Source organism: Bacillus sp. G16 (assembly GCF_021282335.1).
Classification (GTDB): Bacteria; Bacillota; Bacilli; order Bacillales; family Bacillaceae; genus Bacillus; species Bacillus inaquosorum.
This window is the reverse complement of record NZ_JAJSOZ010000014.1, coordinates 17,169-30,728: the sequence shown is the minus strand read 5'-3', so window position 1 is coordinate 30,728 and position 13,560 is coordinate 17,169. Positions and strand designations below refer to the sequence as shown.

11 protein-coding genes are annotated in these 13,560 nt (G+C 47.4%); 1 reads left to right on the top strand and 10 read right to left on the bottom strand.

From position 1 onward, the window contains the following. Positions 1 to 28: 28 nt before the first annotated feature. From LWH95_RS16305 to arfM, 9 genes are all read right to left on the bottom strand, one after another. Complete coding sequence (locus LWH95_RS16305; RefSeq protein WP_003235844.1) at positions 29 to 553, bottom strand: dihydrofolate reductase family protein; 525 nt, start codon at positions 551 to 553, stop codon at positions 29 to 31. A 9-nt stretch (positions 554 to 562) separates the two neighbouring features. After that, positions 563 to 2,290: an ABC transporter ATP-binding protein gene (locus tag LWH95_RS16300; protein ID WP_060399724.1), complete on the bottom strand. Its 1,728-nt coding sequence runs from the start codon at positions 2,288 to 2,290 to the stop codon at positions 563 to 565. Positions 2,291 to 2,378: 88 nt separating this feature from the next. After that, positions 2,379 to 3,881, bottom strand: a complete 1,503-nt coding sequence (gene cls, locus LWH95_RS16295) for a cardiolipin synthase (protein ID WP_232919992.1) — start codon at positions 3,879 to 3,881, stop codon at positions 2,379 to 2,381. Between the two features lie 102 nt (positions 3,882 to 3,983). Continuing rightward, positions 3,984 to 4,613, bottom strand: a complete 630-nt coding sequence (locus LWH95_RS16290; protein WP_232919991.1) for a YitT family protein — start codon at positions 4,611 to 4,613, stop codon at positions 3,984 to 3,986. A gap of 153 nt (positions 4,614 to 4,766) precedes the next feature. Then, a complete protein-coding gene (gene narI / locus LWH95_RS16285) occupies positions 4,767 to 5,438 on the bottom strand; it encodes a respiratory nitrate reductase subunit gamma (RefSeq protein WP_232919990.1) in 672 nt (223 codons plus the stop codon). Continuing rightward, entirely contained in the window at positions 5,435 to 5,989 is a 555-nt protein-coding gene (narJ, locus tag LWH95_RS16280; RefSeq protein ID WP_232919989.1) for a nitrate reductase molybdenum cofactor assembly chaperone, read from the bottom strand. The genes narI and narJ overlap by 4 nt, the downstream gene beginning before the upstream one ends. Before the next feature lie 26 nt (positions 5,990 to 6,015). Beyond that, positions 6,016 to 7,479 carry a nitrate reductase subunit beta gene (gene narH / locus LWH95_RS16275; RefSeq protein ID WP_232919988.1) on the bottom strand — a complete coding sequence of 488 codons (1,464 nt, stop codon included), beginning with the start codon at positions 7,477 to 7,479 and terminating at the stop codon, positions 6,016 to 6,018. Further along, positions 7,469 to 11,155 carry a nitrate reductase subunit alpha gene (locus tag LWH95_RS16270; RefSeq protein ID WP_232919987.1) on the bottom strand — a complete coding sequence of 1,229 codons (3,687 nt, stop codon included), beginning with the start codon at positions 11,153 to 11,155 and terminating at the stop codon, positions 7,469 to 7,471. Before LWH95_RS16270 ends, narH begins: the two co-directional genes overlap by 11 nt. 220 nt (positions 11,156 to 11,375) lie before the next feature. Further along, positions 11,376 to 11,852 carry a Crp/Fnr family transcriptional regulator ArfM gene (arfM, locus tag LWH95_RS16265; RefSeq protein ID WP_133485628.1) on the bottom strand — a complete coding sequence of 159 codons (477 nt, stop codon included), beginning with the start codon at positions 11,850 to 11,852 and terminating at the stop codon, positions 11,376 to 11,378. A 143-nt stretch (positions 11,853 to 11,995) separates the two neighbouring features. On the opposite strand from arfM, the gene LWH95_RS16260 reads away from it, so the two are divergent. Further along, on the top strand, positions 11,996 to 12,715 hold the full coding sequence (locus tag LWH95_RS16260) for a YwiC-like family protein (protein ID WP_232919986.1): 720 nt from the start codon (positions 11,996 to 11,998) through the stop codon (positions 12,713 to 12,715). 33 nt (positions 12,716 to 12,748) lie between these two features. On the opposite strand, the gene fnr is transcribed toward LWH95_RS16260, so the two are convergent. Next, positions 12,749 to 13,465: a fumarate/nitrate reduction transcriptional regulator Fnr gene (gene fnr, locus LWH95_RS16255; RefSeq protein ID WP_003235867.1), complete on the bottom strand. Its 717-nt coding sequence runs from the start codon at positions 13,463 to 13,465 to the stop codon at positions 12,749 to 12,751. Positions 13,466 to 13,560 lie beyond the last annotated feature (95 nt).

Genomic DNA, 13,560 nt, shown 5'->3' with positions numbered 1-13,560 from the left:
AGGATAGACATCTTGTCTATCCTTTTTCTTATGGCCTTACATAATGGAGCTGAACCGCCTGTCCAAATTGTTTCATCCCTTTTAACCGCAGCTTTGTTTCATTTGTTAGTTCGTGAAACAGCGGGATGCCGCTCCCTAAAACGACTGGAATAATGGTGATGATGAATTCGTCGATGGCGTCTTCTTTCATAAAGGCATTCACCAGCTCTGCCCCGCCTGCTATCCAGATGTTTAAGCCTTTATCCCGTTTCAAACGGTCAGTGAAGGCCTTGGCTCTCTCATTGATAAAAGTCACATGTTCATCCTGATAGCTGCCGGGCGTTCCTGTGAAAACGTAGCATGTTTTATCCTGATACGGGAAAACCGGTGTGAGGATTTTGACGTGTTCATATGTGCTCCGGCCTAAGATGACGGTATCAACCGTCTGATAAAAATCGCTGTATCCGTTATCGCCTTCACCTTCAAATTCATCCAGCCAATCGATGCTTCCATCTTCTCTCGCGATCATCCCGTCCAATGAAACGGCAATGTACAGCACATTTTTTCTATCCATATTTTCCTCCTATTGCTGAACCATTTGCCCGAATTGCGCTTGATGCAGCCTGCTGTATAGGCCTCCGGCTTCAATCAGGTCTTGATGGCGGCCTTGTTCTTCAATACCGTTGTTTGTGACGACCACAATTCTGTCCGCGTCTTTGATCGTCGCCAATCTGTGGGCGATCACGAGCGTCGTGCGCCCCTCCGACAATTCTTGAAGCGCCTTTTGGATCGCCGCTTCTGTTTCTGTATCAAGAGCCGAGGTTGCTTCGTCGAGAATCAGGATTGACGGATTTTTCAAGAACATCCGTGCAATTGACAGCCGCTGCTTTTGCCCGCCGGAGAGCTTCACGCCGCGTTCACCGATAATGGTATCCAATCCATCCGGCATGTTATGGACGAGCTCTTCCAGATGCGCCTGTTTCACAGCCTGCCAAATGTCTTCTTCTGATGCGTCTAATCGGCCGTAGGCGATATTTTCTCGAAGCGTGCCCGAGAATAAGAAAACGTCCTGCTGCACGACGCCAATCTGCCCCCGCAGTGAAGACAGCGTCATATCTTTAATGCTGATGCCGTCGATCGTAATGTCGCCCTCCGATGCTTCATAAAAGCGCGGAAGCAGACTGCAAAGCGTTGATTTTCCCGCGCCTGACGGACCGACGAACGCAACCGTTTCCCCCGCTTGAATAGACAGGTTAATGTCATTGAGGACGTTGTGGTGGTCATCATAGCCAAATGAAACATCTTCATAGCGGATATTGCCCTTCAGGCCGGAAACGACTCTCGCATCCGGAGAATCCTGAATATCCGGCTCTGTCTCCATCAGTTCCATATAGCTTTTAAAACCGGCGATCCCCCTCGGATACATTTCGATAATGGCATTAATTTTGTCAATGGGCCTGAACAGTACATTCGTCAGGAGCACAAACGCCACGAATTCCCCGTACGATAAGGAACCGCGAATGACAAACCACGTACCGCATAAAAGGACAAACAGCGTGACAAACCGAGTCAGCATATAGCTGATGGAACCGTTTTTCGCCATGATTTTGTATGAGGAAAGCTTTGTGACACGGAAACGCTGATTGTTGACGGCGAAGCGTTCTTTTTCAAACGCTTCATTGCCGAACGCCTGCACGAGCCGAATCCCGCCGATATTATTTTCTACCCGCGCGCTGAAGTCTCCGATATCTTTGTTCAGCGTGGTAAATGCTTTGGTCATTTTTTTGTTGAAATAAAGCGCAAGCCAAATAACAATCGGCATGATGATAAACGTTAATAATGCCAGCTGCCAGTTAATAAATAGCATCACCCCGAACGCCCCGAGAATGGTCATGACGGCAATGAATAAATCTTCCGGGCCGTGATGGGCAACTTCGCCGATGTACATTAAATCGTTCGTCAGCTTCGACATCAGCGTTCCTGTCTTGTTGTTGTCGTAAAATTTGAACGAGAGCTTTTGCAAATGGTCAAAAAGCGACTTTCTCATATCGGTCTCGATATTGATCCCGAGCATGTGCCCCCAGTATGTGACGATATACTGGAGAGCCGAGCTGAGCGCGTACACCGCAAATAAGCCGATTGAGGTCGCGATGATCAGCCCCCAGTCCCTGCCCGGAAGCAAGGTATCAATAAAATAATTGACGATCAAAGGAAAACTCAGCTCCATTAAGCCTCCTGCGATCGCCGAGAAAAAGTCGAGAAAGAACAACGTTTTATATGGTTTATAATACGAAAAAAACTGCCGCAGCACCCTATCTTCCCCCAATGCATAAATAACTGATAACATTTCTCAATTATACTATACACCGGCTGTTTTGAAAGATCAGATTTCTTTTTTCTTACAGAACACCTGAAAACAGACGGGCAAAGGATTCTTTTGTCCGGTCGGCCATTCCCCTTTTATAAAAGCCGACAGGGCTGAGTTTTTCACTGTCCAGCATATCCTCTTCGAAATGAGCTTCAAGAGTGCGAATCGCTTCGGCATCTGCGAAGAACACGTTCACTTCAAAGTTGAGCTGGAAGCTGCGCATGTCCATATTCGCGGTACCGACGGAGGCGAGGTCGCCATCAACGATCATGACTTTTTGATGCATGAAGCCTTTTTGATACGAATACACTTCAATGCCCTCCAGAAGCAGCTCTGGGAAATAGGATCTCGACGCGTATTGTGTCAAAAAACTGTCGTTCTTCTCCGGCACCATCACCCTTACCTCCACGCCTTTTGTCGCCGCTGCTTTCAGCGCCGTGCGAATGGACTCATTCGGGACAAAATAGGGCGTGGCAATCCATACTGATTTCTGCGCTGAAGAAATCATTTCATAATAAAGGTCGCTCATGCTTTCCTTCATGTCAGGGCCTGTCGCGACAATTTGATAAATGCCCCCTCCCTCCACGGGAACCGGCGTATTGTACGCCTCTTGATCAATTAACACTTCATCGGAGACATATTCCCAATCCAGCATAAAAATGGCGTGAAGCGTTTGCACAATTTCTCCTTCCAGCCGCAGGTGAGTATCTCTCCAAAACCCGATGTACGGATCTCTGCTGATATATTCCTTCCCGACATTTAATCCGCCCACAAAACCGATTTTCCCATCGATGATCACGATTTTCCGGTGATTTCTAAAATTCAGTTTCTGATTGAAGAACCCGTATTTCAGGGGAGAAAACGGAACGATGTCCACTCCCGCTTGTTTCATTTTCATGATATCTCTGCTTGCCAGCTTGATGCTCCCTGCGGCGTCATATAAAAACCGCACCTCGACACCCTGACGCGCTTTCTCCATCATAATGTCCATCATTCCGCGGCCGAGCATGTCTGATTTAAACATGTAATATTCAATATGTATGTAAGATTCCGCTTTCCTCATCGCTTTGAAAATGTCCGGGAAGGTTTCTTCACCGTTTTTCAGCACTTTGATATTGCTTTTCGTATTGATATTCATATGGGCAGCCCTGATGGAATACGTAAAGAACCTTTCCTGATTGTCCTTCAGCTCTGTCACTTCCGGCGTTTCCTCCATGTCAAACAGCTTCCTGAGCTTTTCCCTGTTGTACATTCGTTTTGTCTTAAACAGCTTTCCCTTCACATAAAGCTGTCCGGAAAACAGATAAAACATATAGCCGGCGATCGGAAAAAAGACAAGAATGTGAATCCATAACAGCGTGTGCTGCGAGGTGCGGTTTTCAAGAATTAACGAATAGATGCTGAACAAAATAATACTTCCATAGCAAAGCAATCCTCCGTAAAACTCAAGTCTGGAAACCGGAAAAAACCATATAACATATGCCCCGATAAGCATCATATATAAAAAGAAAAACTCCAGTCTCCTTTTCAGCATCCTGATTCTCTCCAATCTGATCCGATTACCTCCGTATTTCCTCTTCTTTCTAACATTTAAACCTTTGCAGAAAAAAAGCCTCCCCGCACGAGGCGGAAAGGCTTATGATGAGGCTTCCTGTGATTGGACGGGTGTGATGTTCTGGAACAAAGCCGAGTTGAGAGAGTAGCTGCTTTTGATTTTATTTTTGAAGAAGCTGACGATCAGGCCCGTGACCGCAATCGACACTAAGGAGCAGAGCCCTTTCAGCAAGCCGACTGAGAAGATGCCGGCCAGCACTACGGCAAAATCAAAGAGGAAATTAACTGTCCCGGGATTCCATCCGTACCGTTTTTGCATAAATAAAGCGAGAATATTGGCGCCGCCGAGGGATGCCTGATGATAAAACATGAGCGACAGGCCGAATCCAATCAGCGCCCCGCCGCAAATCGCCCCGGCAAGCGGTGAAAAAGAGACAGGCGGCAGCCAGTGATCCGCGCCTGTAAACAGAGTCAGCGCTGTGACTGCAAATACAGTGGATAAGGTGAATGTGATGCCCATTCTGATGAGAGAAAATATATAAAACGGGATATTAATCAGAAAGAAGATAATAGCAAACGAGGAATGAAACAAGTATGTCAGGCTTAGTGACAGTCCGGCTGTGCCGCCGGTTAATACATGAGAATGTCTGAGAGTCAGGACCCCGGCGCTTGTCATAAGACAAGCAGTTAAAATGAGTAAAATCCGCTTCATTCTTCACTCTCCTTTGTCGATGATGTTATTTTCAAATACAAACATAACAGGATTCCTGGCCGCCCAGCCATTACCTTGGCAGAAAATATCTTGCGTTTTTATTTTTTCATCAAACGATTATCATAAAAAATCCCCCTCATTGAGGGGGGATTTTTACGAGCGTTTCCGATACACGACATAGCTTCGTGTCAAATATTTCAGCGGAAGGCTGAACACGTGAACCAATCTCGTAAACGGCCACAGGATAAAAACGACGTATCCTATAATAATATGAAGCTTAAACCATAGCGGGACACTCTCCATCAAGGAGGCGTCAGGCCTGAACAAAACGATTTCCCTGAACCACGGCCCTACAGTTGTCCGGTAATCAAATCCTTTCGAATCAATGTTGAGAAACGTGGCTGCAACACCCGACAGCATCATGAACAGCAGCAGGAGGAGCGTAAGGATATCCGATGGAGAGCTGGTTTTGCGGATTCTTTTGTCAAACAGCCTTCTGTACGTCAGGATGATAAGTCCGGTACATGCCACGATCCCCGCCGGCAGGCCTGCGCCAATCGCCATTTTGTGATACACATGCTCTGAAATGCCAATGGAAGTGTACAAGGCTTCCGGGATCAAAATTCCCATGAGATGCCCTCCGATAACGCACACCATGCCCCAGTGAAAAAGTGTGCTGCCCGCCGCGAGTTTTTTCTTTTCTAACAGCTCGCTTGATTTCGCCGTCCAGCCAAATTGGTCATGCTGATAGCGGTAAATATGGCCGCCGATAAAGATCGTCAATACAATGTATGGCATCACGCCCCACAGGATCTGCCCGCTCATGCCTGAACAGCCCCTTCAACGCTTTCACGCACGCCGATGTTTTCCAGCGCGGCCAGCAGCACGTGCAGCAGCTCAGCATAGATGCTGTCATTTTTTTCGAGACGGGAAGCCAGCTCCCTCACATTAGACAGATATTTCTCAAACGCACTTTTAGCTGCTTCAATCTCCGCAATCGCGGCAAATTCCAGCATAAGCGGCAGGTAATCAGGCAGCTCTTTCTCTGTCGGCAGGAAGCCGGATTGCTCGTATGTGTTTTTTAATTGCAGCAATTCAATGCCTCGTTCCCTTTGCTCGCCTGAGTTAAAGTAGGTGACGTACATATTCGTTTTTTTCCCGAAGTCAAACGTATAGACATAGTGTTCAATCAGCGCTTCTTGAGAAAAGCCAGCTGTCGCATCGAAAAAGTGCAGCAGCTTCTCCCGGATTTGCTGGTTGCCGATTTCATGGATAATAGCCTTCCAATCGGGAAGCTCAGCTCTCCACTCTTCATCCGGATAAGAAAGAAGATAGGAAAGAGCGGAGAACGTGATTTGCCGGTCTGTGGTGTTCATCTTGTTACACCTCATTTAATCAAAAATTAGAAACAAGAGCCGGGACCGCCTGAAAATGATAAGCCGCAGCTCCCTTGCTCAGCGTATAAATTAGACACTTCTTCTCGATGGCTGTTCGGAATCACAAAGCGGTCATCATATTTGGCGATCGCAAGCAGCCGATACATGTCTTCAATTTGCTGTTCTGTTAAGCCGACACTGGAAATCAGTGCCGGGTCGACGGTTTTATTCGTCTGGACCGCTCTCATATACTGGCGCATGACAGACATTTTCTTTAACGTTGACCGAATATGATCCGTATCACCGGCCGTTAATAGCTGTGCCAAATAGTCAATCGGAATTCTCATTTGGTCGATAGCCGGAAAAATATCTTCCGCAGATTGCCGGCTGCCTTTTCCTTCAAAGAGATTCATAATCGGACTCAGCGGCGGAATGTACCAAACCATCGGCAGCGTGCGGTACTCAGGATGAAGCGGCAGCGCAATCTTCCAGTCAATGATCATTTTATAGATCGGCGATTGCTGCGCGGCCTCTATCCATTCAGCCGGGATGCCTTGTTCTTTTGCCAGTTTGGCAACCTCAGGATCATTCGGATCAAGAAAAACGTCCAATTGGGAATGGTAGAGATCCTTTTCATTTTCAACAGACGCCGCTTCCTCCACTTTGTCCGCGTCATACAGCATGACACCGAGGTAGCGGATTCTGCCTACACACGTCTCAGAGCAGATGGTCGGCAGTCCCGCCTCCAAGCGCGGAAAGCAGAGTGTGCATTTTTCCGCTTTGTTCGTTTGCCAGTTAAAATAGACTTTTTTATATGGACAGGATGAGACGCAATATCTCCATGAACGGCATGCGTTTTGATCGACAAGCACAATGCCGTCTTCCTCGCGTTTGTACATGGCGCCGGACGGGCAAGACGAAACACACGCTGGGTTGATGCAGTGCTCGCAAATACGCGGCAGATACATCATAAAGACCTCATCGAATTCTGTTTTGATCGATTCCTCCATCTTTTGCACGTTTGGATCTTCAAGTCCCGTAATATGGCCGCCTGCGAGATCATCCTCCCAGTTCGGGCCCCATTCAATATTCATAAAGTCCCCGGTCAAGGACGATTTCGGGCGCGCCACTGGCTGGTGTTTTTTCTGCGGGCTGTTTGTTAATGTTTCATAATCATAGTTCCAAGGTTCATAGTAATCATCAATCGACGGCTGGTTCGGATTATAGAAAAGTCCTGCAAGCCGATTCGTTTTCGGGCCTGATTTCAGCTCGAGCTTTCCTTTTTTCAATGTCCAGCCGCCTTTATATTTGTCCTGATCCTCCCATTGCTTCGGGTAGCCGATGCCCGGCTTTGTTTCTACATTATTGAAGTACATATATTCCGCACCTGAACGGTTTGTCCACGTGTTTTTGCAGGTGACGCTGCACGTGTGGCAGCCGATGCATTTATCCAGGTTCATGACCATACCGATTTGCGCTTTAATCTTCAAGCCAATCGACCTCCTTCAGCTTGCGGATGACGACGTTCAGGTCGCGCTGATTCCCTGTTGGACCGTAATAGTTAAAGCCGTAGCTGAGCTGGGCATAGCCCCCGATCATCTGTGTCGGCTTTACGTGAATCCTTGTCGGACTGTTATGGGTGCCTCCGCGGTTATTCGTCAGTTTTGTGCCGGGCACGTTGATGTGGCGGTCTTGGGCATGGTGCATAAACGCCATTCCTTTAGGAATCCGGTGAGACAAAACCGCTCTCGCGACGACAACGCCGTTTCGGTTAAAACATTCAATCCAATCGTTGTCTTTGATATCTGTATCCATTGCATCATCTTTATTCATCCACACGGTCGGCCCGCCGCGGAACAGCGTCAGCATCGGCAAGGAATCAAAATACATGCTGTGGACGGACCATTTATTATGCGGCGTCAAATAATTAAGGACGATTTCCTTGCCCTCTTGATCAGGCCGCTTGCTTAGGAACGGACGATGCTGAAGGATCGGTTTAAATGTCGCCATCGTTTCACCGAATTCCATCATCAATTCATGATCGACATAATAAGATTGTCTGCCGGTCAGTGTTCGCCACGGGATTAATTTTTCTACGTTCGTTGTAAACGGCGAGTACCTGCGCCCTCCTTTTTCTGAGCCGGTAAATGCCGGAGACGTGATGACCGTTTTCGGCTGGGCTGTAATTTGTTCGAACGTAAAGCATTCTTCCTCGCGTTCTTCCGCCAGGTCTTTCAGCTTCAGGTTTGTGATGTTTTCAAGTGATTCCCATGCTTTTACTGCGACTTTTCCATTCGAGGTGGATGATAGGGTTAAAATTGCTTCTGCCGCCTGTTTTGCTTCACTTATATTTGGACATCCCTTTGCGATGCTGTCCGAGGTGATTTCTCCCAGCCTCTTTTTGAGTGATTTATATTCATCGGCTATCGACCAGCTCATCCCTTTTGTTCCGCTCGGTTTTAAACCGGCGTAAGGCCCGAGCGCGGTCATTTTATGAAAAATATGCTTGTAATCCCGTTCAACGACTTGGATGTTCGGCATCGTTTTTCCCGGAATGGCTTCACATTCGCCTTTGCTCCAGTCATTGATTTTGCCGAACGGCTGGGCCAATTCCTGCATGGTGTCGTGGAGGAGCGGCGTCGCGACCACTTCTTTCACCGGCTCCATATCGACTTCTTCTGCCAGATCGGAAACGGCTTTTGACAGAGCCTTGAAAATATCCCAGTCTGACTTCGATTCCCACGGAGCCGAGATAGCCGGAGCAAAAGGATGAATGAACGGGTGCATATCCGTGCTGCTGAGATCGTGTTTTTCATACCATGTCGCCGCCGGCAGCACAATATCGGAATACAGCGCCGTACCCGCCATTCGAAAATCAAGGTTGATTAATAAGTCGAGCTTTCCTTCCGGCGCCTGCTCCCGCCATTTGATTTCTTCAGGGCGGATGCTGTCGCTGTCGTCATTCATCAAACCGTTCGTCGTCCCCAGCAGATGCTTGAGAAAATATTCGTGCCCTTTTCCTGAGCTGGAGATCAGATTTGCCCGCCATACGAAGAGATTCCTTGGGAAATTGGCTTCATTGTCAGGATCTTCAATAGCGAACTTCAGTTTTTTCTCTTGAAGCTGTGAGGCCACGTACGCACCTACGTCTTTCGGTGTTGCCGCCCCCGCTCTTTCAGCTTCTTTGTATAGATCAATGCCGTTTTTATTGAATGTCGGGTAGGACGGCAGCCACCCTAAGCGCGCCGCCAGCACATTATAATCGGCGTGATGCTTGTAGCGGGATGACGCAGCGATCGGTGAAGCCAAGTCACTGATCGGCTGGTCCTCGTAACGCCACTGATCTGTCGCAAAATAGAAAAACGAGGTGCCGTTTTGCAGTTTGGGCACACCCTCCCAGTCCTTTGCGTTGGCAATCGTCTGCCACCCTTCAGCAGGACGGAGCTTTTCCTGCCCCACATAATGGGCCCAGCCTCCGCCGTTTACGCCTTGGGCGCCTACCAGTAAAACTAGATTTAACACCGCTCGGTAGATTGTGTCGGAGTTGAACCAGTGGTTGATCCCCGCTCCTACGATAATCATGGACCGGCCGTCTGTATCGATCGCATTTTGGGCAAACTCTCTGGCAATTTTAATGACGGCTTCTTTTTTGATTCCCGTCATCTGTTCCTGCCAGCCAGGTGTAAACGGGTGAGGATCATCATAAGAGACAGCTGATTGTTCGCCGATGCCCCGGTTCACGCCGTAATTGGCCAAAATCAAGTCAAACACGGTCGTCACGTACACCTCTTCGCCACTCAGGTTCAGTTTTTTAATAGGAAGATCCCGCTCAAGCACTTTGTTTCCGTCATTTGAAAAATACGGGATGCGCACCGTTCCGATTTCGTCCTCTATTCCGAGCACAGAGAGACGGGGCTCAATCGGTTCTCCGGTTTCTTCATCGACCATGTGGAGGTTCCACTTCTGCTGCCCGTCCCAGCGGGAGCCCATTGTCCCTTGCGGTATGGCAAATGCGTTTGTCTGTTCATTCCAGACCGCAGGCTTCCACTGATCATGCTTTGTCTGCCGCCCGATGTCCTTGGCATGCAGAAACCGCCCCGCTGTATATACGCCATTTTCTTTTGACAGGGTAACGAAGAATGGAAAATCCGTGTATTGCTTCGCGTACTTAATAAAACGTTCCGTCTCTTGATTCACGTAAAATTCCTGCAAAATGACGTGACCCATCGCCATCGCAAGCGCCCCGTCAGTCCCTTGGCGGATACTCAGCCAGTCATCCGCGAACTTTGAGGATTCCGCAAAATCCGGACTGATCGAAATGACCTTAGCGCCTTTATAGCGGGCCTCCGCCAAAAAGTGCGCGTCAGGTGTTCTCGTTAACGGAACGTTGGAGCCCCATGTGATGATATAGCCTGAATTGTACCAATCACTGCTTTCCGGAACATCTGTCTGGTCACCCCAAATTTGCGGGGACGCCGGAGGAAGATCCGCATACCAGTCATAAAAACTGAGCATAGGGCCGCCGATTAATGACATAAACCGGGAGCCTGACGCGTGGCTGATCATGGACATGGCCGGAATCGGAGAAAAACCGACATTCCGGTCAGGTCCGTATTTCATAACTGTATATAGCAGAGACGCTGAAATCAGCTTCAGCACCTCCGGCCATTCAGCGCGCACAAACCCGCCTTTCCCTCTTGCCTGTTTATAGGACTTCGCTTTTTCAGGGTTTTCAACGATCGATTTCCAGGCTTCCAATGGATTTTGATGAGCCTGCAGTGCTTCCCGCCACAAATTGATCAGCACACTGCGCACGTACGGATATTTCACACGGAGCGGGCTGTAAATGTACCATGAAAAACTGGCCCCCCGCGGACAGCCTCTCGGTTCGAAATCAGGCATATCCGGGCCTGTTGAAGGATAATTCAAATTTTGTCCTTCCCACGTGACAATTCCGTTTTTCACATAAATATTCCAGCTGCAGGACCCCGTGCAGTTGACGCCGTGGGTGGAGCGAACGACTTTGTCGTACTGCCATCTGTTTCTGTATACATTCTCCCAATCGCGATCTTCGCGGGTGGTTTGGCTATGTTTATTTGAATGGTGTTCGATAGGAGAGAAATAGTTCAATCTCCTAAACAACGGACTTATTTTCTTTTTCTTCATGAGAGTTCACTCCTTCCGAGTCAGATGATGCTAAGTTCACTATAAACAGAGAAAGCGTATTTCCTTGTGAACTATGTCACACACTCTGCTTTTTTCACAAAATGTTCACACAAAGGAGAAGGAAGGACTTTCACAGGGATGTGATGAAGACGGCGTTCAGGCAGGACGCCTGAGTCATTAGCCGCCTTTTATTCCAAAGATCAAAAAAACCGGCTCTATTTTAAGAACCGGGCTCGGCATTTTCATCCTGTGATGTATGCAGATACCGCAAAAATAATTGATAGGAACAAAAGACATTTTGCTGGAGCATGGCCAAAAAATTCATTTGCAGCTGTGGATTGTAAGACATCATTTTTTTAAATATGTAATAAGGGATATTGAGTATCAGAATGTCTGGAGAGGCATTGACTGAGATAAAAGGCGATAAATACAGCCCGCCTTTTTCATCAATCGGAAACACATCGCCTTTTTCCCACAGCGCAACGGTTTTCGATCCTTCAGGGAGCCTGCTGTCCATAAAACGGACACTTCCTTTTAATACAATATAGACGGATTGAGAATGAAGAAAGGATGGAGACTGATCACATAAGCCGCAGATAAATGTCCCATTTTTCAGCAAGGTTTCGACAATGGATTGAGGCACTTCATTAAACATGGGAAGTTGTTTCAGAAATAATAAATAGTCACACTGATTCATAGGAAAGCCTCCTGTGTTAAGGATAACTTTAGTGTAGCTCGATTGAGCCTGTACAGCAGTGATGTATTTCACAGCTTGTATGATGAATGTCACTTATCGGGGGGATGACTGCATTTATAATGAAATAAAAAAGGAGGATTTTGATGAAGGCACTGATTCCGAAGCAGCACGGCGCATGGGCGATGCTGCTGATTCCATTTTTACTCGGCATGATCAAGGGAGGACCCGTTTTCTGGCATATTCCGCTATTCCTAGGATGGCTTTTCCTTTACTTGGCGGTTTATCCTGTTACGCTCGCCTTAAAAAAGAAACAAATCAAACCCTATCAAAAGTGGATTTGTTATTACGGTTTTCCAGCCTGCTGCTGTTTATTAGCCTCTGTCTTTCATAAGCCGCCGCTCATCTGGGTTGGCGTTTCTTTATTGCCGCTGTTTCTCATACATATGTATTACGCCCGCCGAAAAAACGAACGAGCGCTAATGAATGATATTGCAGGTGTCTTGTTCTTTTGTTCAGGCGGACTTGCAAGCTGCTGGCTGGGGAATGGAACCCTTGACGGCTGGGCTTGGTTTATTTTCTCTCAATCTGCTTTATTTTTTATCGGGAGTTCCTTTTATGTGAAGTCGGTGATCCGGGAGAGAAAAAACAGCGCATTTGCATACTGGTCATGGGGATATCACCTGCTGCTCCCCTTTTTATCTAGTCTTCTCGGAGCAGGATGGGCATTTCTTGCTTTTATCCCAAGCAGTTTGCGGGCATGGTTTTTTCACGGAAGGGATTGGCCTGTGAAAACGATCGGCATTCTGGAAATCGTAAATGCCTGCTTCTTTTTCGCCGTCATGTGTATATTTATCACAAGATAAAAAACCAAGGACCGCCGGCGGTCCTTGGTTTCTTCAGTCAATATTGCAAATCTCCAGCGGACAATTTTCACACTCAATCTCGCATCGCAAATAGTCCCGCTTGTGCAAAATAATTTTTCCGGATTCTTCTATCGAAATCACCCCTTGTTTGCGGAGATCTCCCAGCATCCGGTTGACACTCTCCCTTGCCGCCGCGCAAAACTTTGCCAAATCCTGATTTGTCAGCACAATGTTAATCAGAATGCCGTCGCTTCGTTCCACCCCGTAGCTGTTTGATAAGCGGATAAGAGTGGAGTAGAGCGCCCCCTTTTTGCCGTGAAGAAGCAGATCTCTGATTTTGGACTGAATTTTCCGGAGGTGGGTGCTCATCCATTTCATAAATTCAAATGTCAAAGCACCGTTTTGGGTTAATTCCTTTTCCAGCTTGCTTTTATTAATGACGAGCACCTCGCCATCCTCTAGCACTTTCGCACTGAGCATATATCTCGGTTCTTCAGTGAAAAGTGTTAATTCCCCGACGATATCGTTTTTTTGGCAGATTCTAAGCGTAAGGTCTTTTCCGTCAGACGTCAGCTTGCCGATTTCAATGAGTCCTGATTGAATCAGATAAAGCTCTTCTGCATCCATTCCTTCTTGAAACAAATACGTGTGTTTTTCCATTTTTCTTTTCGTGCTGATTGATTCCAGCAATTCATGCAGATCGCTGGAAAGAAAGTCACTGTCAGATGGTCGAACAGAGAGAAAATTCATGAGCTCACCTCGAAGAAAGTCACGTTGCGTATGTCTATTGTAACGTGAATTGATTTGCACCCATCCAGAAAAAACTAACAATCTTGTGAATGCCC